The organism is Blastococcus sp. TF02A-30, from assembly GCF_003319185.1.
Classification (GTDB): Bacteria; Actinomycetota; Actinomycetes; order Mycobacteriales; family Geodermatophilaceae; genus Blastococcus.
Map to the genome: position 1 here is coordinate 66,673 of NZ_QOHJ01000008.1, position 24,352 is coordinate 91,024.

Here is a 24,352-nt window from a genome sequence, read left to right on the forward strand (position 1 = left end):
ACGAGCCCGACTTCCAGGAGCTGCTCGCGCAGAGCCTGAGTTCGGGCCGGCGACCTTCAGCACCGATGTGGCCGACGCTGTAGGTGGTCGAACTCGCCCGCGAGGTGCTGGACGCCCGCTGCTCGGCAAGCGGATCGCGGTGCTCGGCGCGGCCTTCAAGCCGGACAGCGACGATATCCGGGACTCCCCGGCGCTCAACGTCGCAGCCCAGCTGCAGCTGCAGGGCGCCGTCGTCCGCGTCACCGACCCGGCCGCGATCGAGAACAGCCGCCGCGAGTGGCCGCACTTCGACTACGCCGACACCGCGGGTGCTCGACGGGCGCAACGCCCTTTCCCGCACCGCGTGGACCGACGCCGGGTGGACCTACCGCGCCCTGGGACGCTGCGTGGGGTAGCCGGCGCCCTCCGAGAGATTCCGGCGCATCGGGGGCCTCGGCGCTGTCGCCCGTACCATCGGCCATCGAGAATGCAGACGGTGCGGTGCTCGATGCACCGCAACCGGGCGCGTCCGGTTGGCTCGCCACGTCGATCATCGTGGCGCCGAACGGGTCGCCACTCCCCGGAGTCTGGAGGATCAAGTCATGCGGCATTGGCACCGACGCGGCGCGGCGTGCCGTGCCATGCTCGTCTACTCACCCGGCGGTCACCGCAGAGAACTCGAGTTGGCCGTCGAGGATCTCGGCATAGGCGATCTGCTGTGCGCCTCCTTCCGGCCGCTGCAAGCAATCACGCTGAAGGGAGCGCCATCCCGGACCAAGGTGGTGGCACTGGTGCATCCACGGCGGCGACTCGGTCACCTTCTGGTCAATGCGGCTCAATCTGCCTACTGGATCCTGCGGTTCCGCCCGTGCGTGATCGCCACGAGCGGCGCGGACGTGGCAGTTCCGAGCATCGTGCAAGCATCTGTTCCGCAGGGCGACCCTCTTCATCGAGAGCGCTGGAACACTGGGGCCCACCCTGGCCGGCCGGCTCTGCCGGCGGTCAGCCGATCTCCTTCTGGCGCAATGGCCAGAACAAGCGCGCGCCCATCCGCATGCGGTGCTGCTGTCCGAACCTCTGCTGTGAGGCAGTACTGATCGTGTTCAGGGAGGCACTGCTCGTGCGCGGGGACGGTTCTCGTGCGCGGTGCGTTGACTTGTCGAGGACGTGGCTCAGCAGCCCCGGGATGCAGTGGGGCGATCACCGATCGATCACCGCGACCGGCGTTCCACGCCGACCGTCGACGTGTGAGGAGAGACCAGCTTGTCCCAGAACCCGACGGCCATCGTCATCATCGTGACGTACAACAGTGCAGCGGTCATCGAGGCGGCCCTCGCAAGCCTTCCTGACCACGAGGTGAGAGTGGTCGACAACGGCTCCACCGATTCCACGGTGGAGCTTGCCCGGCGGTTCTCGAACGTCCATGTGCACGAGGGCGAACGGAACCTGGGTTACGGCGCTGCGGTCAACGTCGGCGCCGGGCTCCACCCGGGCAGGGACATCTGCCTGATCAATCCGGATGTCGTCGTGTCTCCGGGCGCAATCCAGGAGTTGGCGCGACGCTGCACCGGATGGCCGATCGGAGTGGTCGCCCCTCGACTCCTGAATACCGATGGCTCCTTGCAGTTCTCCGCCCGCAACCACCAGACCCTGGGCGTCGTCCTGGCGAGCCGCACGCCCCTGGGGCGCACCCGCGTAGGGCAGCGCCTGCAGACGTGGCACCATGCGCCGTCCATCGGTGACGTCGTCCAGGAGGTGCCTTGGGTGACGGGCGCGGCGATGTACATGAACAGGCGCGCCTACGACGCGGTAGGAGGTTTCGACCCCTCCTACTTCATGTATCACGAGGACCAGGAGGGACTGCCCAGGGTTCGGTTGACTCCTCACCTGTGAGGCTGCGGCCTCGCTGGAAGGATCAGCATCGTGCCCAAGCCGTTCCCCAAGGAGTTCCGGCGGGACGTGATCGCAGTGGCCCGGCAGGGCGACCAGTCGATCGCGCAAGTAGCCCGGAGCTTCGGGGTCTCTGAGTCCTGCCTGCAACGCTGGCTGAAGATCGCCGACCGCGAGGACGGCCTTGCCACTGAGACGTCCTCGACGGCCGCTTCGAGCGCCGGCGTCGACTTGGAGGCGGAGAACCGCGAGCTGCGCAAGCGGGCCAAGCAGCTCGAGCAGGAGAACGAAATCCTGCGCCGGGCGACCGCGTACTTCGCCCGCGACGTGCTCCCAAAATGATGTACCCGCTGGTCCAAGACCTCGCCGCCGAGAAGATCCCCGTCGCGGTGACCTGCCGGGTGCTCGGGTTCTCCAAGCAAGCCTTCTTCAAGTGGCGGGCCAATCCGGTCAGCCAGCGCGACTGGGACGACGCGCACCTGATCAACGCCGCGATCGACATCCACCACGACGACCCGGAGTTCGGCTACCGGTTCATCGCCGACGAGCTCGCCGATCAGGGCCTGCGGGCCTCGCGCAACCGGGTCAACAGGCTGTGCTCGTCGCAGCGGCTGTGGTCGGTGCACTCGCGCAAGCGCGGCCTGAACCGCAAGCCCGGCCCGCCGGTGCACGACGACCTGGTCGAGCGCGACTTCACCGCCGAAGCGCCCAACGAGCTGTGGCTTACCGACATCACCGAGCACCCCACCGCCGAGGGCAAACTCTACCTCTGCGCGATCAAGGACGCCTGCTCCAAGCGGATCGTCGGCTACTCCATCGGCGCCCGGATGACCTCCGACCTGGCGGTCAACGCGCTGGCCAACGCCCTGGCGCTGCGCGGTGGCGTCGGCACGATCGTGCATTCCGACCGCGGCAGCCAGTTCCGCTCCCACGCCTACGTCCGGACCCTGCGCGACGCCCAGCTGCGCGGCTCCATGGGCCGGGTCGGTGCCTGCGCAGACAACGCCGCCATGGAGTCGTTCTTCAGCCTGCTGCAGAAGAACGTCCTCAACCGCCAGCGCTGGGCCACCCGCGAGCAGCTACGCCTAGCGATCGTCGTCTGGATCGAGAAGACCTACCACCGCCGCCGGCGCCAGGACGCCCTCGGCCGCATGACCCCCATCGAGTTCGAGACACTGACCCAGACCGCTCACGCGGCCTGACCGCCCCTACCGATCAGAGTCAACTGAAGTCTGGGCAGTCCCGACATCTGCCTTCGACTGCGCAAGCAGGGGTGGCGAATCCTCTACGTCCCCACTGTGACGTGCACACATGCTCATGCCCGCGCCAGCGGCTCGAACCTGCGAGCCGCGCGCCGGCACCTGGCCAGCACGGTGAAGTTCTACCGGCGACACCCGGAGGCCCTCCACCGCCGTGGTCTCGCAGCAACGAGGTACCGACTAGGCAGGTCGAAGGCGTAGTCCCTAACCTCGTCGCATGCGCTCGCTCGTTCAGCTGTGTCACGGGGCGGTCGCCACAGTGCTCGCGTTGGCACTGGTCACCGGTTGCGGCGGGTCCGACTCCACGGGGTCGTCGGATGCAGGTGTCGATGGCAGAGCGCAGCCGTGTGCCGAGCCGGTGCAGGCCGACCGTCTCCCGACCTGCGCGGCGGACTACGTCTACCTGCGCGGGGTCAACACCCAGGGCGGAGGCGGATCGCAGCACGACCCGACCCGCATCCCGGGCGTCGTCGACACCGACTATCACTGGAACGGCCAGGAGTTCTACGACTTCCTGTACTCGAGAGGGCACCGCATCGTGCGCCTCGACTTCCTGTGGGAGCGGGTGCAGCCCGAGCTGGGCGGCGAGTTGGACCCGGAGGGGCTCGCCGAACTCGAGGCAGCGGTGCAGCGGGCGGCGGACGCAGGTCTGCTCGTGCTGCTGGACATGAAGAACTACGCGCGCTACTGGCTGGAGAACGACACGCAGGTGATGTTCGGGGCCGGGATTACTACCAACGATTTCGCCGACGCGTGGGGCAAGCTGGCCGCCGCGTTCGCTGATCAGCCGGCGGTCACGGGCTTCGGGCTGATGAACGAACCGTGGGGCCTCCCGGACGCTCCTGCCGGCCAGACTTCGGTGTGGAAGGAGTTCAGCCAGGCCGCTGTCGATGCCATCCGGAGGACAGGTGACACGCGATCGGTTTTCGTCGCCGGCGACGAGTGGGGTGGCGCTTGGGGCTGGGCCGACATCAACGGGGAGCCGTGGATCGACGACCCCTCCGACAATGTCGTCTACGAAGCACACATCTACTTCGATGCGAACAGGTCGGGCACCTACCAGGAGACCTACGCCAGCACCGAAGCGCAGGCGATCGCACAGGGGTGGCCCGACCTGCCCTCCCGTATCAGGGACGAGGTGGACAACTTCACCGACTGGCTCGCTGAACACGGGGAACGCGGGTTCGTCGGGGAGATCGGCTGGCCGAGCGGGCCAGAGGCCGAGGCGTGGAACGCTCTCGGCGACGTCGCCTATGACGTACTGAACGACGCAGAGGTGGGGGCCACGTACTGGGCGGCCGGGGAGTGGCTGTCCTCGGACGGCGGTATGTACAACCAGGACGCGTACAACCGGGCTTTCCTGGAGCCGCAGTCGCAGACGGACGTGATCGAGGCCGAGGAGCACCTGTCCCGCGAGCGATGAGTCATGTTCGGGTGACAGCGCGTGCTTTCCCCGGACATCTCGTACTGCTTGCCTGCTAGCTTGGGGCGGCGGGACCGAGGTGCCCGCTCGTTGATCTCAGCAGAATGGACTTCATGTATCGGGATGTTGCGGTGGTTGGCGCCGGAGCCGTGGGGCTCGTCGTCGCTAAACAACTCGCAGACGCCGGTATGGACGTGGCTCTGGTCGAGGCCGGAACGGCTCATGGGGGTCTGCGGAACCGCGTGATGTCGGGCGTCATCTTCGACAAGGCTCGCCACGACGGGGTCTCGAACGGTTGGACGACGGGGCTCGGCGGCACGACCCAGCTGTGGGGCGGGCAACTGTGGGCCTGGGAGGACTACGAGTTCGAGGAGCGCCCCTACCTCGACGTGCATGCGCCTCGCTGGCCGGTCACGCGCAAGGACCTACAGGAACCGTACGAGACCTTCCTCCGCGTCGTCGGTGCCAGCGCGCGGATCAGGCGTGAGCTGCTGTCCACCCCGGTGCTCGAGCCCTCGGACGCAGAAGATTCGGTCTACACGAAGTACTCTGCCTGGCTGCCGTGGCGGAAGCGGAACTTCTACCGACATCTGCGGCGAGAGCTGGCCGCCTCGGGGCGCGTGACGGTTCTCGCCGACCGCATCGCGACGCGGATCGAGACCCATGGAGCCGACCGAGCCATCGTCCTGCTGGAGGGCGCTGGCGCCGACAGGTCCAGTGTCGAGTGCCGCCACGTAGTGCTGGCTGCCGGGACGCTAGGCAACATCGGCCTGCTGCAGGAATCGCAGGCCTCCGCGTCCCCGTGGCTGGGGCGTGGGTTCATGGACCACGTATCCGGTCGCTACGCGACGCTCACCGTCAAAGACCCGGTCCGCTTCGTGCGAGCCATGGGCGCGCGGTACTCCGGCACCAGTCTTCTCACCCCTCGCTTCGTCATGCGTCCGGGTTATGCCGAGAAGAACAGGCTGCTCAGCGCCTTCGCCCACTGGGACGTCGAGCTCCCGAAGGCGAGTTCGTACGCGATCCTGCGCGAAGCGCTGCGCAGTGCTCAGCGCGGAGTTCCTCGCCTGAGCGGTGTCGATGCCGTGCAACTGTTCCGCCGCGCTCCTCGAGAGCTCGCGTTCGGCGGCTACTGCGCAGCGGTGCTTCGACGTCGCCCCGTACCAGGTAATGCCCTCGTGCATCTGCAGGTCGAGATGGAGCAACCACCCCGCTTCGACTCGTCCGTCCGGTGGGTTTCGGACGGTGGTGACCGCAGGCTGCACGTGAGCTGGGACATCGGGAAAGAGGAGATGGAAGCCTTCCAGCAGTTCGGGGCCTCGTTCTTGGATTCGTTGGATCTGGATGAGCTCGGTCTCGACCTGGTGGCGCGCCCAGCGGACCCCGAGTTCCGGGACACCTATCACATGATGGGTGGAACACGCATGGCTGCCCTGGAGGACGAGGGCGTCGTCACGGAGGATCTCACCGTGCACGGCGCTCCGAACATCCTGGTGACAGGCGCGAGCGTCTTCCCCAGCGGAGGCGTCGCCAATCCCACGATGACGGCGGCCGCCCTTGCCCTCCGGGCGACAGCGGCGATGAAGGACCGGTGATGATCGGATGACCGCACTGCCACTCGGTATGGGTGTCGCCACGTTGATGCGCGAACCCTCGGCGAGACAGCGGCGCCGCCTGCTCGATCACGCCTACGAACTGGGGTACCGCCACTTCGACGTGGCCCCTGTGTACGGCCTCGGAGCCGGGGAGACAGAGCTCGGGAAGTTCGTCGCGGGGCACAGCGATGTCGTCGTCACGACGAAGGTCGGACTGGCACCGGGGCGCGGTGCGCGCCTGGTGTCGCACGTCCAAGGTCCACTACGCGCGGCGCTGCGGACTTTCCCGGCCCTTCGAGCGGTGGCGAAGAACCGTTCCTCGGCGGCCGCCACCTCCGTGGAGGTGACTGCCGACGCGATGATGTCGAGCGTTCAGCAGAGCCTCGAGCGGCTGCGCGTGGACGCCATCGACCGCCTCCTCCTGCACGAGGTCCCTGCGACGGACCTGTCCGAGGCCGCCCTGCGGGCTGCGGAGAACCTCGTGGAGCGTGGTGCGGTACGGCGGTTCGGAGTGTCCGGCCCGCCTGAGGTGATCCGGGCCAGTGACGTGGATAATCACGACCTCGTGACCGTCGTGCAGACCTCCGATTCGCTGGCGCCGTCGACCTACTTCAGTCGGCGTGACGTCGCATGGGTGCACTACGGGGTCCTCTCCATGAATTTGCATCGTCTGGCCCCGGTGCTGGACGACCGGCCACGTCAGGAGTCGCTCGAGCAGCTCCTGGATCGGCCCCTCCGCTCGCTCGAGCACCTGGCGGGTGCACTGGTCCTTCTGTCGGCGGCGGCTCGCCCGGGGGCCACCGTGCTGGTGGGAACGACCAGTGAGGCACACCTCGCGACCGCGGCGCAGGCCGTGGAGGGCGCCCTCCCGGAGGCGGAGGCTGTCGCGAGGGCGAGGCGGATCCTGACCGATGGGCGTTGATCTGTTCTCGGGCGCCTGTCGCGTCCGCGCCGGTCATCACGGAAAGCTGTGATCGATGCGCTTCAAGGTCGATGGTTCGCGACGCGATACGACGAGGGTGGACGCGTGACTACAGGCACGTCCCGATCAGCCGATCTGAACGGGAAGCAGTCGGACGACGTGTCGCCCAGCGACGCTGAGCCCGTCGTGCCTTCGGTGGTCAACGGATCCTGGTCCAGCCGGTCGAGGGCTTGGCGAGGTCGGCTTCCGCTGCTCGCGGCTGTCGCCGTCCTGCTGATCGTTCCGGCCCTGGTCGGCTATCTGGTAGCGGCGAGCCAGCCGACCGTTTACGGGGCCCGGTCGGAGTTGATCATAGCGGTGCCGGAGAGTTCCAACACCGCGGAGCAGCAGACAGCCACGCTCGTCAGCATGCTTGACAGCCGAGCGGTCCTCGAGCCGGTGGCGGCCGAGTTCGACGAGGACATCCAGGCGCTGCGGGAACGGATCAGCAGAGAGCAGGTCGAGAGCGGAAACGTCATCCGTGTCACCGTCGAGGACTCTGACCGAAATGCGGCGCTGGGCATGGTCTCGACGTTGACGCAGAACTACGTGGCCTTGGTGACCGGGCTGGCGGCTGACGCCGGCCAGTCCCAGTACCTGACCGATGAGATCGCTCGCCTGTCGGCGCAACAGGTGGACCTCCGTGGACGGCTGCTGCAGCTGTCCGGGTCGGCGGCGGACGCCGACGTAGAGCTGGCGCGGCAACTGCGGGTGGACAGCGATGTCCTCCAGCAGCGGATCGCCGACCTCGAGCAGCAGGCAGTGGAGACGGAAGCGCAGCGGGTGGAAGCCGTCCCCCTCATCCGCCCGCTGGCTGAGCCCTACCTGCTCGAGGAGGCGGTGGGACCCCAGCCACTTCGCACGGCAGCCGCGGGTCTGCTCGTCGGCATCGTGCTGAGTGCAGGATTGCTCACCGTCGTCTTGCGCAGGCGGACACTGCATGACGGATGAGTCCCGCAACCGAGCGGCACCACCCGGTGTCGCGCCGACCGAGCCGCTCCCGGCCTCACTCGCGCCGGAGGGCGGCGACCCTCCGGTCAGTGAGCCCATCCGGAACAGCGTCACGGTCGCGGTCTGGACTCTTCTCAGCCGGCTGACGGGGCTGCTCAAGGTCGCCGTCATCGCGGCGGTCCTCGGCCCCACGTACATGGGCAACCTGTTCCAGGCGACGAACCTGCTGCCGAACATCACCTTCGAGCTCCTGACCGGAGCGTTGTTCACGTCGCTTCTCGTGCCCGCGCTGATCAAGCATGCCGATCTCGGTGACCGCCGGTCGGTCGAACGCCTGGCCGGTGGCTTTCTCGGGCTCGTTCTGCTCGCATTCCTCGTCGTATCCGTCGTCGTGGCGCTGGCTGCCCCCTGGATCATGCAGATGCTGGCCGTGGGTATCCCCGACGAGGCGGTCGTGGAGGCCCAGACCAGTGCTGGCTCGCTGCTCCTGTGGTTGCTGATCCCGCAGGTGATGCTCTACGGCGTCATCGGTTGTGCCTCAGCGGTCCAGAACGCGTACGGGCGCTTCGCCTTCACCGCAGCAGCCCCCGCTGTCGAGAACGTCGCGATCATCGGAATCCTCGTGGGCTACGGGGTGACGTTCACTGACGGAACGGACCTCGCAACGGTCGAGACGCGCCAGATCCTCTGGCTGGGGATCGGGACGACGTCGGCCGTGGCCCTGCACGCGGCCGCACAGTGGTGGGGGGCATGGAGGGCCGGCGCCGTACTTCTGCCGACGGTCCGCTGGCGCGATCCCGAGGTGCGTCACCTCCTGAGGCTGGCCATCCCGTCACTCGGCAATGCCGGGATGACCGCATCCCGGACACTCGGCGTGCTCGTTGTGGCATCCAGCATTCCGGGTGGTGTCGTGGCCTTCCAGCTGGGCTACAACTTCTACACCCTGCCCGAGGCCCTCGTCGCCAGGCCATTGGCGCAGGGCATGTTGCCGGATCTCGCCCGCGCTCATCGCAGAGGCGACCGGCGCGCATTCTTCGAGCATCTCCGGAACGCGGGCCGGCTCGCGCTCTTCGTGGCGGTCCCGGCGGTCGTGGCCTACCTCGTGCTCGCCGAGCCCATGGCACGGGCCGTGGCCGGCGGCAACATGGCAACCGACGAGGGCATCGCCCTGCTCAGCGGTGCCATCACCGGGTTGGCTCTGGGGGCGCTCGCGCAGTGCGGAGTGCTGTTGTGCACGAACGCCTACTACGCGCGCCGGGACGCCCGCACGCCGTTCGTCGTCACAGCCATCAGGTCGTTGCTGGCGCTTGCCTGGATGGCGTACTACTTCACAGCAGCGGAGGGCATCTCGCTCCTGACGCTCGGTCTGATCATCACCGTGAGCGACGCGCTCGCCCTGCTGATCCTGCTCGTGATGCTCGGCTTCGAGCGTCCAGGAGGCGGACTTGACCTGCCGATCAGCGCGGGCAGGGCGGTAGCCGCGTCGGCGGTCATGGCGGTCGTCGCGGTGGGCATCGTCCGACTGGTGGAGGGCTGGGCCTCTGACTCGATCGCTCTGCTGGCGGCAGCCCTGGTCGGTCTGCTGACCTATGTCGGCGCCCAATGGATCACGCGCTCGCCGGACCTCGAATTGTTCCGCAGCCATGTCGGCCGGCGCCCTGTCCCCGAGATCGGTAAATCCGCGCCATGACAGCACTCGGGACCAGACCCGGTCCGCAGGCCCCGGCACGTTTCCGCCCGGTCATGCCGGTGCACTGGTGGCTCGTCGTCCTCGCCGCAGCGGCCTGCGGCGGAGCGGCAGTCGCGATCTCTCCGCTCATGGCCGGCGCCGCCACAGGGGCAGCGGCCGTGGTGGTCCTCGTGATCCACCGCCCGGAGTGGGCCGGCTACATCTATCTCGGACTCACGCCGCTCATCGTCGGTTTACAGCGAGGCATGCTCATCCCGGTCATCCGCCTGAACGAAGCCCTGCTCGGCCTGCTGTGCCTCGCCGTGGTCCTCGGATCGGTGCGGCGGTGGGCGCTGGCGGGGTTCCCCCGCCTCGACGTCCGAGTCGTGGACCTGGCAGTCCTGGGGCTGGCCCTCTTCAGCTCGGTCACCAGCCTGCTCTGGATGTACGCACGGGCCGTCGACATCACCGCTGATGACATCCTCTTCGCACTCACGTTGTGGAAGTACGGCGCGCTCTACCTCCTGTTCCGGATCACCATCCGGTCCGAAGCGCAGGTGCGCCGGGCGATCCTCGTCGCCCTCCTGGCGTGCGTCCCTGTCGCGGTCCTCGGAGTTCTCCAGGCGGTGGGCGTGGGCCCTGTGCTCGCGTTCCTCGTTCCCTTCGCCACGGACGAGGGCCCGGCGGCGCTGGCGAACAATCGTGCGTCCTCGACGATCGGCGCCCCGATCCCGTTCGGTGACGTCATGGTCATGGTGTTCGCCCTCGCGCTCGGCTGGCTGACGCATGTACGGGCCCACCGTCTCCCGATGGCGGCGATCGCTGCCCTGTTCGGCATCAGTGCGGTCGCGTCCGGACAGGTGTCTAGTTGGCTGGGTCTCCTCGTCGCGGGACTGGTCATCGGGTGGGCGATGGGCCGCTTGCGCCATGCCGTCGCAGGTATCGCGGTCCTGGGGGCGGCATCGGCGATCGCGCTCCAGCCCGTCATCTCCGCCCGGGTGCCAACCGGTGGAGGGGTTCCGACCGCATGGACCGGCGAGGATGGCCGGATCGGGAATCTCTCGGAGTTCATCTGGCCGCGGATCGGCGAGGGGGTCAACTGGCTCTTCGGCGTCCGCACCTCGGCTCGCATCCCCGCTCCGGAAGTCTGGCGTGAGTGGGTGTGGATCGAGAGTGGCTACACGTGGCTGATGTGGAACGGGGGGCTGCCACTGACCGCGGCCTTCGTCGTGTTCGCCGTGTCGGCGCTGAAGGTCGCTCAACGCGTCGTGAGGGACGGCACTCCAGCATTCCGGGCTGTGGGTCTGGCCGCGCTGGGTGTCCTGGCGATGGAGGTGGTCCTGATGGTCGTGGATCCCCACCTCACGATGCGGGGTGCCGCCGACCTGCTGTTCCCGATGATCGCGCTGTGCGTCAACTGGCATCTCGGGTTCTCGCGCACGGCGACGTCGGCCGCAGGCTCCGGCGCGCCACCCCCGTTCCCTGGTCCAGGCGTCGGTGGATCGGTGAACGCGGCGGGAGCGCAGTCACGTGCGTAACGGGTGACCGGCAGTGCCGGCGAGGAAGAGGAGCCAACTGATGAGGCACTGGCACAGATCCGGCTCGCCGTGCCGGATGATGCTCGTCTACAACCCCGGCGGACACCGGCGGGAACTGGAAGTAGCGATCAAAGACCTGAGCCCAGAAGTGGTCCTGTGCGCGACTTTCCCTCCGCTGCAGGGGATTTCTTTCGCGCGGGTGCCGCAGTCCGAGAGGACGGTCGCGGTGATGCACCCACGAAGGCGGGCCGGGCGCCTGATGGTCAATGCGTTCCAGTCCCTCGTCCACATCTTGCGCTTCCGGCCCTGCGTCATCATCACCAGTGGGGCGGATGCCGCGGTGGCCAGCATGGTCATCGGCAGAACCGTCTTCCGACGCCGGACGGTCTTCATCGAGAGCGCCGGAACTCTCGGCCCCACCCTTGCCGGACGGCTGTGCCATCGTTTCGCCGATCTCATGCTGGTGCAGTGGCCCGAGCAGTCGCAGATCTACCCGCGCTCCGTCCGATTGGAGGCACCGCTGCTGTGAATCTCTGCCTCGTGGTGGGCACCACTCCTTACGGGTGGGACGACCTCGTCCGTGCCGTCGATGATGCCGCCCAGACGCATGGGCTGACCGGCTGGGCGCAGATCGGTAACGGGTCCTACGAGCCCAGCGCTCTGTCCCATGATCGGTTTCTGCCGCACGCGGCCATCCTGGAGCGGATGAAGTCGGCGGATGTCGCCGTGATCCACGGCGGACTCGGCAGCATCGGGGACGGCTTGCGCCACGCGCAGCGGCTGGTGGTCGCTCCTCGCTCGCTCGGAGTCGGCCGGCACGGGCGGCAGGAAGCGCCCAACGATCAGTGGCCCGTGGCGCTCCGCCTCGCCGAGATGTACGGCTTCGCATGCGTCTCTTTGACAGAGCTCGGTCCCGCCATCGCATCCCAGCTCGAGGCGCCGCCCCAACGATGGACCGTGGCGCCGACCAACGCGCCGCGGATCATCGAGGAGTGGCTGGAGTCCGAAGGCGTTCGCGTCCGCGAGCAACGTTGATCCGGTGGCGCCGTTCCGCCGTCCTCCGTGCGGGGGACGTCTGCCCTCCTAGGTCAGTCGTCGAACTCGTCCCGGCTATCCTCGTGCGGTGACCCGACGGCCTCCGCTGCGAGACCTCTATGCAACCGATTTCGCGGCAGCCTGTGCGGAGATGGCCGAGGCCGTAGCGCAATTTGAGCCGGATCTCGTCGTCGGCATCGAGACCGGTGGGGCCCGTGTAGCGGAGGCCATGGTCGATGGATTGGGTTCGCCGCAACTCGTGGGAGTCCGTGTCCAGCGCCCTGCCACCAAGCTGAAGTCTCGGATGTCCCTCGGCCGCCTTTTCAGCAGATTGCCGCGCGGTGTGGTGGACCTTCTTCGTTGGGCCGAGGTCGAGATGCGTGAGGCAACGCTGCGCAGCCAGGGTTCGTCGGTGGAGTCGGGGGCCCGCGCGTTGCTCGCAACGTCCGCATTGCAGGATGCCGCCACCGGGGCCCGGCGCGTTCTCATCGTCGACGACACCATCGATTCCGGTCGCACGCTATCCGTCGTCAAGCGCGCGGTAGAGCTGGCCGAACCGGCGGCGGAGATCCGGACCGCGGTTCTCGCCTCTACATGGCGGCGACCGCCCGTTCAGCCGGATTACTGCCTCTACGGTCGCTGCCTACTCCGCATGCCTTGGAGCTTCGATGCTGAGCGGCCCTGAGGTTCCGGTGCTCGCGTGCGATCTGGACGAGACTCTGCTGCGCGTCAACACCTTCCCCGCGTTCGTGCGTTTCGCTCTCCGGCAGTCGCTCGTCGAGCGGGACGTTGTGGCGTGGACGACGCTCGTCTCCGCCGTCATCAAGCGAAAGTTGCTGCGTGGTTCGCACGTGGCATTCAAGGCCACCGTTCATGGCGTCGGCCGTCGCCTGGCGCTCACCGCCGTCGCGGAATGGGCGGACGGCATGGTGCAGTCGCACCTCAATGCCGACGTGCACCGCCTGGTGAGGAGCTGGCGGGGCGATACCGTGCTGGTCACTGCGGCACCGAGCATCTATGCCGATCTGATCGGCGCCCAGGTTGGATTCACCCTGGTGCAGGCCAGCGATCACCGTGCCGGGGAGTACGTGGAGAACGTGCATGCCCGAAAGGCGGATTGCCTGAAGCAGGTGCTGACCGGGCCGCTGCAGTGTGCGATCACCGACGATCCCCGGTTGGACGGTCCGCTGCTGGCATTGGCCGTCGAGCCTCTGATCGTGGACGAGGCTGGAGCGGTGAATCCCTACGTCGGTCCGGTGCGGGCGTAGCTCACGACCGGCTGCTTGGAGTCCGATCCCGACGAGGTCAGTGAGTCTCGTTACAGGCACGCTTGAGTCTGGGCCTGTCGTCACAGAAAGTAGTTATCCGACAGCCCGGAACCTCTTCCGCGGTGCATAGGTTCCGGTACGGTCAGCCCGCTGCCTCGATCGCTTCGTCACCAAAGTTACGGTGAGTCACCTGCAGGGCGGCCACGGGGAGGGTAGGGATCGCCATGTTCGGGATAGACCTGGTCAGCAGCCGTACTTCACGTGCTGAGCCGTCGGTGCGCTCGTCCGAGAGCGAGGCGCATGGGGAGGGGGCGGGCACACACCGCGGTTGGCGGAAGGCCTACGTCAAGAGTCTCATGGTGGCCGACATCCTCTGTGCGGTCGTAGCCGGCTTGGCGGCCTACCTCATCCGCTTCGGAGCGAATGCTGGAACCCCGGTCAGGACCTCCCTCCTGCCCGTTCTCCTGCTCCCTTTGGTGTGGGGTGCGGCCATGCTCGTCAGTCGCGCCTACGAGCAGCGGTACCTCTGGTTGGGCCCCGAGGAGTTCCGGCGTGTCTTCAACGCCGCGGCGATGTTGCTCGCTGCGTTGGGAACCATCTCGTGGGCGTTCAAGCTCGAGTTGGCCCGTGGTTTTGTCGTGGTCGCCGTTCCGCTCGCGGCGTTGCTCACCCTGCTCCAGCGCTATGGGCAGCGGCGATTGCTGCATGCAGGGCGTCGGCGTGGCAATTTCCAGCAGACGATGATGATCGTGGGACACCGAAGCGCCGTCGCCGCGCTCCGGGAGCAGATCGATCGAGAAGCGCATCACGGCTATCGGGTCGTTGGCTGCTGCTTGCCGGATGGCCATGCCCTGGACAACGCGGAGGCGTTCGATGGCATCCCGGTGCTCGGATCCCTCGACGATGTGGCTGCCATGGTTCGCGAGCACCAGGTCGACGCTGTGGCTGTGATGCCATGTCCCGAGTTGGACGGGCCCACGCTTCGGCGGCTCGGTTGGGACCTCGAGAAAACGCGTGCGGAGTTGCTTCTTGCCCCCGCTGTGACGGATGTCGTCGGCTCACGGGTCAGCATCCGTCCAGTGTGCGGCCTGCCCTTGCTGCACATGGAGCGGCCGGAATTGACCGGTGTACGCCGGCTGACGAAGGAACTCTTCGATCGTTCGGCTGCATTCGCGGGAATTCTCCTGCTGATGCCCGTTCTCCTCGGCTTGGCCGTCGCGGTCAAGAGCACCAGCCGAGGCCCGGTGCTTTACAAGCAGGAGCGTGTCGGGCGCGACGGCCGGACGTTCTCGATGCTGAAGTTCCGCAGCATGGTGGTCGACGCCGATCGCATGGTCGGCTCTCTGGTCGCCGAGAGCGAGGGGAACGAAGTCCTCTTCAAGATGAAAGCCGACCCGCGCGTCACGCGTGTCGGCAAGGTTCTCCGGCGCTACTCACTCGATGAACTTCCCCAGCTGATCAACGTGCTGCGCGGCGAGATGTCGCTCGTGGGGCCGCGGCCGCCGTTGCCTACGGAGGTCGAACGCTATGGGTTCGACATGCACCGGCGTTTCCTGGTGAAGCCGGGGCTCACCGGCCTGTGGCAGGTGAGCGGGCGGTCGGACCTGTCCTGGGACGACTCCGTGCGCATCGACGTCCGCTACGTCGAGAACTGGTCCCTGACCTTCGATTTCATGATCCTGTGGAAGACGCTGGGGGCTGTGCTCCGAGGCTCGGGTGCCTACTGACGGCACCATGCCTGCCGATGGCAAGTCCTGAGCCGACGTCGTCGGCGTTCACCCTCCTGTGCGTCTGCACGGGCAGCATCTGCCCCTCTGCCTTCGCCGAGCGCCTGACCCGGGCCGTCCTGCAGGAGCTGATGGGGAAGCGGGCGGCGACGGTTCGCGTCGCGAGTGCCGGCTGCCGCGCGGTGGTGAACGCGCCGATGCACGAGGACACCGCGGTGGTGCTCAAGGGCTACGGCGCCGAGGCCGGCGACTTCCGTGCCCGTCCGCTCGACGAGCCGATCGCCGGCAGCACCGACCTGATGCTCACCATGACCCGCGCCCACCGCCGGCAGGTGCTCGAGCGCCCTCTCCGGGCTCTGCAGCGCACCTTCACCCTGCGGAGGCGGCCGACCTGCTGGCGTCCGTCCCCGAGCGGCCACCGGGCCCGGGCGCCGAGAACATGCGCCGGCTGGTCGCCGACCTGGCCGCCGCTCGGTCGCAACGGCAAGGCGGTGTGGACGACGACATCCGCGACCCCATCGGCGAGCCGTTGGAGGTGCACGAGGAGGTCGGCGAGCTGATCACGACGTCGCTGATCCCCCTGCTCCAGCGGCTCGCCGCGACCGTGAGCTGAGGTCCGCTCAGCGAGGGACGTCGGGAAGCGCCTGGTCGCCGAACTGCTCGGCGTTCTGCGTCAGCGAGTCGTTGCGCAGGTACTCCCACATCCGCTCGCCGGCGGTCGCGTCCAGGTAGACGACGCTGGACGCACCCTCCCGGCCGGTGCCGAGCACGGGGGCCGGGAAGTACTCCACCTCGCTCGGCCGCACGTTGCGCATCGAGACGGCCAGCCCGAGCAGATCGGTGTTGCTCAGGGAGTCGTCCACCGTGACCGCGTCCGTGACGGCCCGCAGCGTCGAGTCCAGCCGGCCGGGGTTGCTGAAGGTGTTCGAGCTGAACAGTTTGCCGAACATCGCCTTGAGATACTGCTGCTGCCGCTTGACCCGGTCGAAGTCACCGCCCGGCAAGTCGTATCGCTGGCCGAAGTACCAGCGGGCCTGCTCGCCGTTCAGATGGTTGATGCCGGCCTTGGAGGTGTACGGCCCGTTCTGCGTGGTCTCGGCGACGACGACGTCGACGCCGCCCAGGTCATCGGTCATCTGGATCAAACCGTCGAAGTCGATGGCCATGTAGTGGTCGATGCGCACCTGGGTGAGCTGCTCGACAGTCTGGATGAGCAGCGTCGGCCCGCCGAAGGCGTAGGCAGCATTGATCTTGTTCATGCCGTGGCCGGGGATGTCGACCCACGAGTCGCGGGGGATCGAGATCAGCTGCGCGTGCTGCCGGTCGCCGGTGAACCGGGCGATCATGATCGCGTCCGACCGTCCGCCCCGGTCTTCTCCTTCTCCGGCAGCGACGCGAGTGTCCGAGCCGACGAGCAGAAAGGTCACCGGGTCGTTGCGGCGGCCTGGGCAGGCGTGGTCGGGACGGGCCGGACGTCCTCGTCCAGCCCGTCGAAGACGTCGGCGACCCGGTCGACGTTGCCGACGTAGCGCTCGGTCAGGTACCAGAGCCCGCCACCGACGGCGAGGGCCAGCACGAGGGTGAGCACGCCGAGACCGGCGAGGACCCGGCGCAGCCGTCGCCGGTTGTCGCGCGGTGTCTCGTCGTCCGAGAAGGGGGAACCCTCGTCATCGGCGAGGAGCGGGCGGTAGCCCTCGGTGCCCTGCTGCGTGCCTGCGCGCTCGTCGGTGTTCACCACGACCCCCGTCTGCCGAACATCCGGGCCGAGGGTACGGGGAGGCCAGGCGGGCGACGGTGATCGTCACCCCGGCGGCGGAGACGTCAGCAGGCGCCTCAGCAGAGTGGGGCGGGAGCCTGGTCGCGCAAGTAGCGCTCCACATCCGACGTCCAGGCTGCCGGCCGGTCGGCCGCGTCAGCCAAGCGGATCCCCCTGCTCACGACCACCGCGAGACCGACGGCGAGCACAGCCCAGATCAGTCCGGTGATCAGCAACCAAGTCATGATCCCTTCCTACGGGTCGTGTCGTGATCCTCAGTGATCCGACGCGGGCAGAAAGTGACGAACTCGTCCGGGCGCTCTGACATGCCGGATGTGCCGCAGAGTGGCGCTACAGAAACCGGTCCGCTACATCGCACGCCGGAGGAGGCTTCCGGAGGCGCGACCACGCTGTGCGTGATCCACTTCGAGGGCGAAGTGGTGCCGAGTGCCCGGAGGGTGACATGCGGATCTCCGTCATCGGCTGCGGCTACCTCGGAGCCGTGCACGCGGCCTCGCTGGTGGAGCTGGGGCACGAGGTCGTCGGCATCGACGTCGACGACCGGAAGGTCCGGGCCCTGTGCGACGGCCGGGCGCCCTTCTACGAGCCCGACTTCCAGGAGCTGCTCGCGCAGAGCCTGATTTCGGGCCGGCTGACCTTCAGCACCGATGTGGCCGACGCTGCAGGTGCGCGGGTCCACTTCGTCTGCGTGGGAACCCCGCAGAAGCACGGCGAGTACGCCGCGGATCTCCGCTTCGTCCAGGCGGCCGCCGAGTCGCTGCTCGAGGTCGTCGAGCCCGGCGACCTCGTCGTGGGGAAGTCGACCGTCCCGGTGGGAACGGCGGCCGGGCTGTCGCAGATGTTCGGGGAGAAGGTCCCGGGCACGCTCGTCGCCTGGAACCCCGAGTTCCTCCGCGAAGGATTCGCGGTGCGCGACACCCTCTACCCCGACCGTCTCGTCTACGGCGTCCCCGACGGTGCGGACGGAGAGCGGATCACCGGGGTCCTCGATGAGGTCTACGCCCGGATCGTCGGACGCGGAGTGCCGAAGGTGGTCACCGACTACGCCACGGCCGAGATGGTCAAGACGGCCGCCAACTCCTTCCTCGCCACGAAGATCTCCTTCATCAACGCGATGGCCGAGCTGTGCGAGGCGACGGGCGCGGACGTGAAGCAGCTCGCCGACGCGATCGGCTACGACGATCGCATTGGCCGGAAGTTCCTCAACGCCGGGCTCGGCTTCGGCGGCGGCTGCCTACCCAAGGACATCCGCGCATTCATGGCGCGGGCCGGGGAGCTGGGGGCTGACCAGGCGCTGACGTTCCTGCGCGAGGTGGACAACATCAACATGCGCCGCCGGATCCGGATGGTGGAGCTGGCCCGGGAGGTCTGCGACGGGTCGCTGCTGGGCAAGCGGGTCGCCGTCCTGGGGGCGGCGTTCAAGCCCGATAGCGACGACATCCGCGACTCCCCGGCGCTCAACGTCGCCGCGCAGCTGCAGCTGCAGGGCGCCGTCGTCCGCGTCACCGACCCGGCGGCGATCGAGAACAGCCGCCGCGAGTGGCCGCACCTCGACTTCGCCGAGACTCCCGAAGAAGCCGCCGAGCGGGCCGACGCCGTTCTGGTGCTCACCGAGTGGAAGCAGTACCGGGCGCTCGACCCGGTCGAGTTCGGCAAACACGTCGCCCAGAAGCGGGTGCTCGACGGCCGCAACGCGCTCTCGCGCACCGCGTGGACCGAGGCAGGCTGGACCTACCGGGCCCTGGGCCGCCGCGCCGGCTGAGCAGGGAGCTCAGAGCCCCGGCCGCGCCTGCCCGCAGCGGCACGAGTAGATGCCTGCGTTCCCGAGCAGGTCCTCCCTGGCCCAGCGGAACCAGTGGACGTGATGGCTCCGGACCGGTCGCAGCAGCACGCCGACAACGGTTCGAGGGCGGGCCAACCGCATCCGCATCGCACGCCATCCTTCGGGAGCCCGTGTTGCCGTACGAGGCTGCTACCCCGCATCCGACAGCAGGCAGCGTCGCGGCGGTAGACATTTCGGCTCGGCGGTCGGCGCTGGGACTGCTGCGCGGCCCGGGGGGCGTGGGACGGGACGGCACCACCGGGCCGCCGAGGTTCCGCTCGCTGTGCGCGCCGCCCGTCCCGTGTCTTCGCAGCCACACTGTGACGTTGCGGTCACGAAGGGTGCCGAGCGTCTCCAGCTGGCGCCCTCGACCCTGCCGCGTCCCCGGCCGGCCGTGGACGACCAGCTCGTCGTGGCCCCGGCTGCGCCCGAGCCGTTCCGCGCCTTCCGGTCCGACCGCCTCGACGGCCGCCGGGCCCACCGGCTCCGCCCGTTCGTCGTCCTCCTCCCGCTGCTGCTGATCGCCGTCTTCGTCGCGCCGGCCGAGTCGCCGGCGGCCGCGAGCTCCGACGTCGTCGTCGTCCACGCGGGGGAGCGGGACCGGCTCCCGGTCGCGCTCGACCCGGTCTAGCTGAGCGCGCAACCGCTGCTGGTCTCCATCGGGCCCGGGCCCGGCAACGCCGCCGCGCGGCGGCTCTGCGCGAACCCCGGCGACCGCCCCGTCCACTGCTTCGAGCCGAACCCGATGACCACCCAGGGCGAGGCGCGGGCGATCGGCCGGCTCCTCGACGAGCACGGCTGGCGCAGCGTCACCGTCGTCTCCAGCAGCTACCACCCGGCGCGCGCTCGCGTGCTCGTCGAGCGCTGCACCGACGCCGCCGTCGCGGTGAAGGCGGCGCACCCGCAGGCGTCGGTCGCCACCTGGGCGCAGTACATCGGCCACGAGCTCGGCGGACTGGTGGAGGCCGCCGTCCAGGACGCCTGCTGACCTCGTTCGCCCCACCGGCCACCGCCGCCCCTGCTCTGCGGGCGAGTCGCCGCCGGGCGCGGCGCCCGGCTACCGTCGGGCACTGACGATTCCGCCGAGACGGCGGGACCCGGGCGGTGTCACCGCACCGGAGGACGACAGCGGAGGTTCCTCGACGATGCGCATGCTCGTCACCGGCGGCGCCGGCTTCATCGGCGCCAACTTCGTGCACCTGACCCTGCGGGAGCACCCCGAGCACGAGGTCACCGTGCTCGACGCGCTCACCTACGCGGGCAACGAGGCCTCCCTGGCCCCGGTGCGCGACGACATCGAGTTCGTGCACGGCTCCGTCGCCGACGCCGACCTCGTGGACCAGCTGGCCGCGCGGCACGACGTCGTCGTCCACTTCGCCGCGGAGTCGCACAACGACAACTCGCTGCGCGATCCCTCGCCGTTCCTGCAGACGAACCTGATCGGCACGTTCACGATCCTCGAGGCGGTGCGCAAGCACGGCATCAAGCTGCACCACATCTCCACCGACGAGGTCTACGGCGACCTCGAGCTCGACGACCCGGCGAAGTTCACCGCGCAGACGCCGTACAACCCGAGCAGCCCGTACTCCTCGACCAAGGCCGGCTCCGACCTGCTGGTCCGCGCGTGGGTGCGCTCCTTCGGCATCCACGCCACGATCTCGAACTGCTCGAACAACTACGGGCCCTACCAGCACGTCGAGAAGTTCATCCCGCGGCAGATCACCAACGTGCTCTCCGGCCTGCGCCCCAAGCTCTACGGCAAGGGCGAGAACGTGCGCGACTGGATCCACGTCGACGACCACAACTCCGCGGTGCACACCATCCTGGAGAAGGGCCGCTCCGGCGAGACCTACCTGATCGGTGCCGACGGCGAGAAGAACAACCTCGAGGTGCTCCAGCTGATCCTCGAGCTCACCGGCCAGCCGGCCGACGCCTTCGACCACGTCACCGACCGCGTCGGCCACGACCTGCGCTACGCGATCGACGCGTCGAAGCTGCGCGACGAGCTGGGCTGGACGCCGCGCTACACCGAGTTCCGCGACGGTCTGGCCGCCACCGTGGACTGGTACCGCGAGAACGAGGCGTGGTGGCGTCCGCAGAAGGACCAGGTCGAGGCGGCCTACGCCGCCCAGGGCCAGTGACCGCGCTCATCCTCGGCGCCAACGGCCAGCTCGGCCGGGCGCTGCAGCGGGAGTTCCCCGACGCCGTCGCGCTCGACCGGTCGAAGCTGGACGTCACCGACCGGGAGGCCGTCCGCGACTACCCGTGGGCCGACGTCGACCTCGTGCTCAACGCCGCGGCCTGGACCGCGGTCGACGCCGCCGAGGACCCGGCCAACCTCACCGCGGTCCGCGCCGCCAACGTCGACGCCGTCGGCCACCTGGCCCGTGCGGTGCGCACCTGCGGCGCCACCCTCGTGCACGTCTCCAGCGAGTACGTCTTCGACGGGCAGCACGAGGGCCCGCACCCCGAGGACTGGCCGGCCCACCCGCTGTCGGTCTACGGCAAGAGCAAGGCCGACGGCGACGTCGAGGCCGGCCACGTCACCAAGCACTACATCGTCCGGACGACGTGGGTGGTCGGCGAGGGCGGCAACTTCGTGCGCACCATGGCCGGCCTGGCCGACCGCGGCATCAGCCCGAACGTGGTCGACGACCAGATCGGCCGGCTCACCTTCGCCGACGACCTCGCCGCCGGCATTCACCACCTGGTGACCACGCAGGCGCCGTTCGGCACCTACAACCTCACCGGCGACGGCGACCCCGTCTCGTGGGCCGACGTCGCCGCCGAGGTGTTCGCCGCCCGCGGTCGCTCCGCCGACGACGTCGGGCGGGTCAGCACCGAGGAGTACTTTGCCGGCAAGACCGGCATCGCGCCGCGGCCGCGCAACAGCGTCCTCGACCTGGCCAGGATCAAGGCCACCGGATTCGCGCCGCGCGACTGGCGCGACTCGCTGCGGGAGTACCTCGCCGCGCTCTGACCTGCGCGGTTGTACCCCCGGTGAGGCACACCGCGGGGGCTGCGCCCGGTAGTTCCGGACCCATACGTTCCACTCGCTGCACCACGGTCCGCCCGCTCCCGGGCGGACCCGGCTCCGGGCGGCAGAACGGGGACGACATGGCGGTGCAGGACGAGGTCGCGGCGGTCGAGTTCTACGAGGAGACCGGGCTCTCCGCCGACGAGATCCGCGCGGCCCGCCGGGCCCTCGACGCCGAACGTCGCGCGCGGTCCACCGACCGGCAGTAGCCCGGACCGGGACCGGCCGGCCCTGACCCCGCCGGCCGGTCCCGGTCCTCACCCCCAGGCGCCCTCCGACGGCGGGGCGAGCAGCCCGTCCTCCACCGCCCGCACGTAGAGATCGCGGCGCGTGGGGGCCGGGCGCCCGGCCTGGGCGTACTTCGCCCGCACCCGCCGCAGGTGGGTCTTGACCGTCTCGGCGTCCAAGCCCAGCCGCCGGGCGATCGTCGGCACCAGGTCGCTGCCCGACACGTAGGCGAGCAGCACCTCCCGCTGGCGCGGTGCGAGCCTCGGCCGCACCGGCGCCGGGGTCGGCTCCCCGGCGGCCGCCGTCCGCACGACGGCGACCGGGTCCCCGCCCGGCGGCAGCACCGCCACCGCGCAGCCCCGCTCCCGCAGCCGCGCCGCGATCGCGGGGGGCGGCGGCTCGGCGCACAGGCAGACGTCGACCCGTGTGCCGAGCACGGCGAGCAGCTCGGCGGACTCCGCCCAGGCGACCGCGTCGGCACCGTCCAGGGCGCGCAGGGCCGTGGCCAGGGAACGGCGGCGCCCCTCGTCGGCGGCCACGACGGCGATGCGCAGCCGCGCGCCGCCGTCCCCTTCCGGCCCCCGCCCGTGCCTCATCCCCGGTACCGTGCCACCGCGAACCCGGGCATGCACCCCGCTCTTCCCAGGACGGAGGCGTCATGACCACCGCCGAGCCGGCGCACCGCACCGTCTCCCTGCACGAATGGCACGTGCTCGGCCCCGATGGGCTGCCGAGCCGGCACCGCACCGTCCACGTCCTGCGCGCGCTGCGGCCCGGACTGCGGGCCTACACCTTCCGGTTCGACAGCCGGGAGGCGCGGGTGACGGCGATCCGCGGCGCCCGAGCCGCCACCCCGCGCACCGAGCCCGACGGGCTGACCGCCGTCGACCTGGTCTTCCCGCAGCCCATCGCCGCAGGGGAGACGGCCTCCCTCGAGTACGAGACCGTCTTCGAGTGGCGCTCGCCGCCCGCGCCCCAGGTGCGGCGGGCCGCGCGATCCCGCGTCGAGCGGCTGGAGATGCGGGTGCAGTTCTCGCCCGAGCGGCTGCCGGAGGAGCTGCGGTGGGCCGTCTGGGACGGGTACGGCCCGGACGCTCGGGTCCGCGCCGCGGAGGTGGTGGCGCTCGACCACGACTGCGCCGCGCACCGCTTCGTCGACGAGATGCAGGGCGTCACCGTGGGCTTCACCTGGACCTGGCCTCCCGGGAGGGGATCCGCAGCGGAGTGACGCGGGGGTCGGTTGGGGCGCGACACGGGCCCGTCGTGACGGAGTGGTCTCAGGTTCGGGCCCCTGCCTGCCGATGATCAGGACGTGGTGTGGGCATGGGTGGTCGGCGGGCTGGCGGTGTGGCTGGTCCTCGCCGTGACGTTCGGCGTCGTCCTGGGCCGTGGGATCCGGCTCGCCGACCGCCGCGAGCTGCGCTCGGACACCCAGCTCACCACCGCCGACGTGCCCGGCCTGGCCGCCGCCCCGGCACCCGCCCCGGTCGCCGCCCGGGTCCGCCGCCGCGCCGTTCCGCTGCCGCCCGTCGGCATCGCGCTGGCCGGGCTCGCCGTCGCGCTCATGACCGTCGGCTACGCCGTCCGGCTCGGCGAGTTCGACGGGCCCTTCGCCCGCGCCCTCGACATGGACGCGCCCTTCGCCCTGCCCCGCATGTTCGTGGCGTCGGTCTTCGCCGCCGCCGCGCTCGCCGCCGTCGCCGGTGCGGGCCGGCTGTCCGGCCGCCGCGGGTGGTGGCTGGGCGTCGCCCTCGTCGGCGGGCTCATCGCCTCGGTCAAGGCCGGTGGCACGGTGCACGCCGACGGGATGCAGGCCCTCCGCGACGCCGTGGGCGAGGCCGGCGCGTTCGCCGTCAGCGCCGCCCTCGCGCTCGGCGCCGTCGCCGGGCTCTGGTTCCTCAGCCGCACCGAGCGCCGTGACCGCCGCCGCGTCCTCGGCACCCTCGCGCTCTACGCCGTCGCCTCGGTCGGGCTGTCCGCCGTCTCCGGTGCCGTGCCCTCCGGGCTGGCCGCGACCGCCACCTACCTCGAGGAGTCCGGCGAGGCCCTGGCCGCCGTCTCGTTCCTCATGGCCGTGCTCATCGGCGTCGCCCCGCGCCTGGTGCTGCCGGCCGACTGGGCGCTGCGCCGCGCCGCGGACGCCGAGACCCTCGACGTCCCCGCCGCCGTCCGGCCCCTCTCCCGCTGACGGCA

At 69.6% G+C, this 24,352-nt stretch carries 26 protein-coding genes and 1 pseudogene; 23 read left to right on the forward strand and 4 right to left on the reverse strand.

The window, feature by feature from the left end; translation table 11 throughout:
• The first annotated feature begins 139 nt into the window (after window positions 1–139).
• The 15 genes and pseudogenes from DQ241_RS21175 to DQ241_RS21485 form a co-directional block, all read left to right on the forward strand.
• Window positions 140–1,279 carry a UDP binding domain-containing protein gene (locus DQ241_RS21175; protein ID WP_233492530.1) on the forward strand — a complete coding sequence of 380 codons (1,140 nt, stop codon included), beginning with the start codon at window positions 140–142 and terminating at the stop codon, window positions 1,277–1,279.
• Complete coding sequence (locus DQ241_RS17650) at window positions 1,243–1,872, forward strand: glycosyltransferase family 2 protein (RefSeq protein WP_113831525.1); 630 nt, start codon at window positions 1,243–1,245, stop codon at window positions 1,870–1,872. The genes DQ241_RS21175 and DQ241_RS17650 overlap by 37 nt, the downstream gene beginning before the upstream one ends.
• A gap of 30 nt (window positions 1,873–1,902) precedes the next feature.
• A protein-coding gene (locus DQ241_RS17655) for an IS3 family transposase (protein ID WP_113831465.1) occupies window positions 1,903–3,071 on the forward strand; the annotation gives its coding sequence in 2 pieces (ribosomal slippage) (window positions 1,903–2,200 and window positions 2,200–3,071; 1,170 coding nt in all).
• Between the two features lie 274 nt (window positions 3,072–3,345).
• Window positions 3,346–4,551, forward strand: coding sequence for a glycoside hydrolase family 5 protein (locus tag DQ241_RS17660; protein WP_113831526.1), 1,206 nt, complete (start codon window positions 3,346–3,348; stop codon window positions 4,549–4,551).
• A 113-nt stretch (window positions 4,552–4,664) separates the two neighbouring features.
• Window positions 4,665–6,146 (forward strand): FAD-dependent oxidoreductase, encoded by a 1,482-nt coding sequence (locus DQ241_RS17665; RefSeq protein ID WP_158545963.1) that lies wholly within the window; start codon window positions 4,665–4,667, stop codon window positions 6,144–6,146.
• A 7-nt stretch (window positions 6,147–6,153) separates the two neighbouring features.
• Window positions 6,154–7,068, forward strand: coding sequence for an aldo/keto reductase (locus tag DQ241_RS17670; RefSeq protein ID WP_113831528.1), 915 nt, complete (start codon window positions 6,154–6,156; stop codon window positions 7,066–7,068).
• 105 nt (window positions 7,069–7,173) lie between these two features.
• The gene (locus DQ241_RS17675; protein WP_113831529.1) at window positions 7,174–8,058 is read left to right on the forward strand and encodes a hypothetical protein; all 885 of its coding nucleotides are present in this window, start codon (window positions 7,174–7,176) and stop codon (window positions 8,056–8,058) included.
• Window positions 8,048–9,748 carry a murein biosynthesis integral membrane protein MurJ gene (gene murJ / locus DQ241_RS17680; RefSeq protein WP_113831530.1) on the forward strand — a complete coding sequence of 567 codons (1,701 nt, stop codon included), beginning with the start codon at window positions 8,048–8,050 and terminating at the stop codon, window positions 9,746–9,748. The genes DQ241_RS17675 and murJ overlap by 11 nt, the downstream gene beginning before the upstream one ends.
• Before the next feature lie 53 nt (window positions 9,749–9,801).
• Window positions 9,802–11,265 (forward strand): hypothetical protein, encoded by a 1,464-nt coding sequence (locus DQ241_RS17685; RefSeq protein WP_113831531.1) that lies wholly within the window; start codon window positions 9,802–9,804, stop codon window positions 11,263–11,265.
• A gap of 40 nt (window positions 11,266–11,305) precedes the next feature.
• Window positions 11,306–11,794, forward strand: coding sequence for a hypothetical protein (locus DQ241_RS17690; RefSeq protein ID WP_113831532.1), 489 nt, complete (start codon window positions 11,306–11,308; stop codon window positions 11,792–11,794).
• Entirely contained in the window at window positions 11,791–12,300 is a 510-nt protein-coding gene (locus tag DQ241_RS17695; RefSeq protein WP_113831533.1) for a hypothetical protein, read from the forward strand. The genes DQ241_RS17690 and DQ241_RS17695 overlap by 4 nt, the downstream gene beginning before the upstream one ends.
• Before the next feature lie 88 nt (window positions 12,301–12,388).
• Entirely contained in the window at window positions 12,389–12,985 is a 597-nt protein-coding gene (locus DQ241_RS17700) for a phosphoribosyltransferase family protein (protein ID WP_147252399.1), read from the forward strand.
• Window positions 12,969–13,568, forward strand: a complete 600-nt coding sequence (locus DQ241_RS17705) for a haloacid dehalogenase-like hydrolase (RefSeq protein ID WP_113831534.1) — start codon at window positions 12,969–12,971, stop codon at window positions 13,566–13,568. The genes DQ241_RS17700 and DQ241_RS17705 overlap by 17 nt, the downstream gene beginning before the upstream one ends.
• A gap of 356 nt (window positions 13,569–13,924) precedes the next feature.
• Complete coding sequence (locus tag DQ241_RS17710) at window positions 13,925–15,295, forward strand: sugar transferase (RefSeq protein WP_233492531.1); 1,371 nt, start codon at window positions 13,925–13,927, stop codon at window positions 15,293–15,295.
• 17 nt (window positions 15,296–15,312) lie between these two features.
• Window positions 15,313–15,651, forward strand: a pseudogene (locus tag DQ241_RS21485) (hypothetical protein); the annotation flags it as partial.
• Between the two features lie 264 nt (window positions 15,652–15,915).
• Here the strand turns inward: DQ241_RS21485 and DQ241_RS17720 are convergent.
• The 3 genes from DQ241_RS17720 to DQ241_RS20675 form a co-directional block, all read right to left on the reverse strand.
• Window positions 15,916–16,641: an LCP family protein gene (locus tag DQ241_RS17720; RefSeq protein WP_233492532.1), complete on the reverse strand. Its 726-nt coding sequence runs from the start codon at window positions 16,639–16,641 to the stop codon at window positions 15,916–15,918.
• A 77-nt stretch (window positions 16,642–16,718) separates the two neighbouring features.
• Window positions 16,719–17,033, reverse strand: a complete 315-nt coding sequence (locus DQ241_RS21180; RefSeq protein WP_233492533.1) for a hypothetical protein — start codon at window positions 17,031–17,033, stop codon at window positions 16,719–16,721.
• A 95-nt stretch (window positions 17,034–17,128) separates the two neighbouring features.
• Entirely contained in the window at window positions 17,129–17,296 is a 168-nt protein-coding gene (locus DQ241_RS20675; RefSeq protein WP_158545964.1) for a hypothetical protein, read from the reverse strand.
• A gap of 218 nt (window positions 17,297–17,514) precedes the next feature.
• Here DQ241_RS20675 and DQ241_RS17725 point away from each other — a divergent pair, with 218 nt between their 5' ends.
• From DQ241_RS17725 to DQ241_RS21315, 6 genes are all read left to right on the forward strand, one after another.
• On the forward strand, window positions 17,515–18,834 hold the full coding sequence (locus DQ241_RS17725) for a UDP-glucose/GDP-mannose dehydrogenase family protein (RefSeq protein ID WP_113831537.1): 1,320 nt from the start codon (window positions 17,515–17,517) through the stop codon (window positions 18,832–18,834).
• Between the two features lie 454 nt (window positions 18,835–19,288).
• Window positions 19,289–19,525 (forward strand): hypothetical protein, encoded by a 237-nt coding sequence (locus DQ241_RS17730; RefSeq protein ID WP_113831538.1) that lies wholly within the window; start codon window positions 19,289–19,291, stop codon window positions 19,523–19,525.
• 27 nt (window positions 19,526–19,552) lie between these two features.
• Complete coding sequence (locus DQ241_RS17735) at window positions 19,553–19,882, forward strand: ElyC/SanA/YdcF family protein (protein ID WP_255411004.1); 330 nt, start codon at window positions 19,553–19,555, stop codon at window positions 19,880–19,882.
• A gap of 157 nt (window positions 19,883–20,039) precedes the next feature.
• Window positions 20,040–21,035, forward strand: coding sequence for a dTDP-glucose 4,6-dehydratase (gene rfbB, locus DQ241_RS17740; RefSeq protein WP_113831540.1), 996 nt, complete (start codon window positions 20,040–20,042; stop codon window positions 21,033–21,035).
• Entirely contained in the window at window positions 21,032–21,874 is an 843-nt protein-coding gene (locus DQ241_RS20680) for an NAD(P)-dependent oxidoreductase (protein WP_158545965.1), read from the forward strand. Before rfbB ends, DQ241_RS20680 begins: the two co-directional genes overlap by 4 nt.
• 137 nt (window positions 21,875–22,011) lie before the next feature.
• On the forward strand, window positions 22,012–22,140 hold the full coding sequence (locus tag DQ241_RS21315; protein ID WP_255411001.1) for a hypothetical protein: 129 nt from the start codon (window positions 22,012–22,014) through the stop codon (window positions 22,138–22,140).
• Window positions 22,141–22,188: 48 nt separating this feature from the next.
• Here DQ241_RS21315 and DQ241_RS17750 read toward each other — a convergent pair whose 3' ends face one another.
• Window positions 22,189–22,755: a response regulator transcription factor gene (locus tag DQ241_RS17750; protein WP_113831541.1), complete on the reverse strand. Its 567-nt coding sequence runs from the start codon at window positions 22,753–22,755 to the stop codon at window positions 22,189–22,191.
• Window positions 22,756–22,817: 62 nt separating this feature from the next.
• Between DQ241_RS17750 and DQ241_RS17755 the strand changes: the two genes are divergently transcribed.
• On the forward strand, window positions 22,818–23,387 hold the full coding sequence (locus DQ241_RS17755) for a hypothetical protein (RefSeq protein ID WP_113831542.1): 570 nt from the start codon (window positions 22,818–22,820) through the stop codon (window positions 23,385–23,387).
• Window positions 23,388–23,471: 84 nt separating this feature from the next.
• Entirely contained in the window at window positions 23,472–24,347 is an 876-nt protein-coding gene (locus tag DQ241_RS17760; RefSeq protein WP_113831543.1) for a hypothetical protein, read from the forward strand.
• Window positions 24,348–24,352: the final 5 nt, after the last annotated feature.

Coding starts and splice junctions, on each gene's coding strand:
- DQ241_RS17690 (WP_113831532.1), top strand. CDS start 11,306: ATGAGGCACTGGCACAGATCCGGCTCGCCGTGCCGGATGATGCTCGTC.
- DQ241_RS17685 (WP_113831531.1), top strand. CDS start 9,802: ATGCCGGTGCACTGGTGGCTCGTCGTCCTCGCCGCAGCGGCCTGCGGC.
- DQ241_RS17660 (WP_113831526.1), top strand. CDS start 3,346: ATGCGCTCGCTCGTTCAGCTGTGTCACGGGGCGGTCGCCACAGTGCTC.
- rfbB (WP_113831540.1), top strand. CDS start 20,040: ATGCGCATGCTCGTCACCGGCGGCGCCGGCTTCATCGGCGCCAACTTC.
- DQ241_RS17755 (WP_113831542.1), top strand. CDS start 22,818: ATGACCACCGCCGAGCCGGCGCACCGCACCGTCTCCCTGCACGAATGG.
- DQ241_RS17725 (WP_113831537.1), top strand. CDS start 17,515: ATGCGGATCTCCGTCATCGGCTGCGGCTACCTCGGAGCCGTGCACGCG.
- murJ (WP_113831530.1), top strand. CDS start 8,048: ATGACGGATGAGTCCCGCAACCGAGCGGCACCACCCGGTGTCGCGCCG.
- DQ241_RS17720 (WP_233492532.1), bottom strand. CDS start 16,641: ATGATCGCCCGGTTCACCGGCGACCGGCAGCACGCGCAGCTGATCTCG.
- DQ241_RS20675 (WP_158545964.1), bottom strand. CDS start 17,296: ATGACTTGGTTGCTGATCACCGGACTGATCTGGGCTGTGCTCGCCGTC.
- DQ241_RS21315 (WP_255411001.1), top strand. CDS start 22,012: ATGGCGGTGCAGGACGAGGTCGCGGCGGTCGAGTTCTACGAGGAGACC.
- DQ241_RS17665 (WP_158545963.1), top strand. CDS start 4,665: ATGTATCGGGATGTTGCGGTGGTTGGCGCCGGAGCCGTGGGGCTCGTC.
- DQ241_RS17705 (WP_113831534.1), top strand. CDS start 12,969: ATGCTGAGCGGCCCTGAGGTTCCGGTGCTCGCGTGCGATCTGGACGAG.
- DQ241_RS17710 (WP_233492531.1), top strand. CDS start 13,925: ATGGTGGCCGACATCCTCTGTGCGGTCGTAGCCGGCTTGGCGGCCTAC.
- DQ241_RS17750 (WP_113831541.1), bottom strand. CDS start 22,755: ATGAGGCACGGGCGGGGGCCGGAAGGGGACGGCGGCGCGCGGCTGCGC.
- DQ241_RS17670 (WP_113831528.1), top strand. CDS start 6,154: ATGACCGCACTGCCACTCGGTATGGGTGTCGCCACGTTGATGCGCGAA.